General features: G+C 61.6%; 1 protein-coding gene. It reads right to left on the bottom strand.

What is annotated here, in order from left to right; translation table 11 throughout:
- Nucleotides 1-7: 7 nt before the first annotated feature.
- Complete coding sequence (locus tag HNQ60_RS27225; protein WP_184335976.1) at nucleotides 8-1156, bottom strand: IS30 family transposase; 1149 nt, start codon at nucleotides 1154-1156, stop codon at nucleotides 8-10.
- Nucleotides 1157-1208 lie beyond the last annotated feature (52 nt).

Genomic DNA, 1208 nt, shown 5'->3' with positions numbered 1-1208 from the left:
ACCGGAGTCAAACGGTCGATGCAACACTGCGAGCCAGTGTATCTGCTGGAGTCTCGAAGCCTAAGGTTTGTCGTGGCCTTTCATTGAGGCGACGGGCGATCGCGTCGAGATGGCGTTGGGAATGGACCGACAGATCGGTTCCCTTTGGGAAGTACTGACGCAGCAAGCCGTTGGTGTTCTCGTTGGAGCCGCGCTGCCAGGGACTGTGTGGATCGCAGAAGTACACCTTCACCTGGGTGTCGATCGTGAACTGCTGGTGTCGAGCCAGTTCCCCGCCGCGATCCCAAGTCAGCGAGCGACGCAGCTGTTGCGGCAGTTGCAGGATCTTGCGACTGAGTGCCTTAACCACACTGGGGCTGTCATGAGCGGGTAGCTTCACCAGCATCACAAAGCGTGAATGCCGCTCGACCAGCGTTGCGATCTGCGAGCGGTGCAACCCCACCAGCAAATCTCCTTCCCAGTGTCCCGGCACGGCGCGATCTTCGGCTTCGGCCGGCCGCTGGCGGATCGAGAAGGCTTGCTCGAGCCATTGGTTGCTGCTCTGCCATTGATGGGTGCGGCTACGCCGCAGGGTGCGTCCGCGACGCAGATGCTCCAGCAACTGTCGTTTCAGCGCACCGCGGCTTTGAATGAACAGGGTGCGGTAAATGGTCTCGTGTGACACCCGCATACTGTGGTCGCCGGCGAAGGCCTTGGGAAGCCAGCCCGCGATCTGTTGAGGTGACCAATCGCCGCGCAGCTTCCTACTCACGACTGCGCGCAGGCGGGGGTGCCGGCTCAACAGACAAGGCTTCGGGCGACGTGCGCTATCCCAGGCCTGCGCATCCGCCTCAAGCGCTCGATAATCTGCACACCCGCCATGACGGCGAATCTCCCGGCTGATGCTCGACGGCGCCCGGCCCAACTCAGCGGCAATCCGTCGCAAGGGACGATGTGCACATAGACCCCGGGAGATCTCCTCGCGCTCGGCCAAACTCAGCGTTTGCTCATTACGCCGTCGCGCAGCCGGCGCAAACCCTCCGCGTCGCTCCAGGCATCGGCGTACCGTCTGTTCCGGTCGACCAATCCTCTGACCGATTGCACGGTCCGATCTGCCCTGTGCGTGCAATGACCAAATCTGAGCCTGCTCTTCAGCTGATAGTCTCTTACGCAACATCTCACACCTCCGGTCTAGTGGATGATGTTGCATCGACCCGTTGAGACCACCT

The sequence above is a fragment of the Povalibacter uvarum genome (assembly GCF_014202975.1).
GTDB classification, from domain to species: domain Bacteria; phylum Pseudomonadota; class Gammaproteobacteria; order Steroidobacterales; family Steroidobacteraceae; genus Steroidobacter; species Steroidobacter uvarum.
This window is presented reverse-complemented; position numbering and strand designations above follow the sequence as displayed.